This window comes from Psychromonas sp. Urea-02u-13 (assembly GCF_002835995.1).
GTDB lineage: Bacteria > Pseudomonadota > Gammaproteobacteria > Enterobacterales > Psychromonadaceae > Psychromonas.
This window is the reverse complement of the sequence record NZ_PJBZ01000310.1, coordinates 1-314: the sequence shown is the minus strand read 5'-3', so window position 1 is coordinate 314 and position 314 is coordinate 1. Positions and strand designations below refer to the sequence as shown.

Below are 314 nucleotides of genomic sequence, written 5' to 3'. Positions count from 1 at the left end.
CGTCAATTAACTTGACCGATTTCTTGGTTTGATTTTAAAGCTTCTTTTTTACGGTAACTCTCTCCTTCTATTTTATAAATATCAGCATGGTGAACAAGGCGATCTATGGCGGCAACTGTCATCATGTTGTCGCCAAATATACTATCCCACTCACTAAATGCTTGATTGGTTGTGATCAATAAACTACTTCGTTCATAACGGTGTGCTATTAATTCAAATAATACTTGGCTTTCACTGTCACTTTTCTTTACATAGCCAATGTCATCTAAAATCAGCAATTCATATTTATCTAACTTTTTTAGTGCATCTTCAAG

At 34.4% G+C, this 314-nt stretch carries 1 protein-coding gene; it reads right to left on the bottom strand.

What is annotated here, in order from left to right:
* Positions 1 to 2 precede the first annotated feature (2 nt).
* A partial coding sequence (locus CXF74_RS21830) for an ATP-binding protein (protein ID WP_198552975.1) occupies positions 3 to 314 on the bottom strand: 312 nt, incomplete at its 5' end.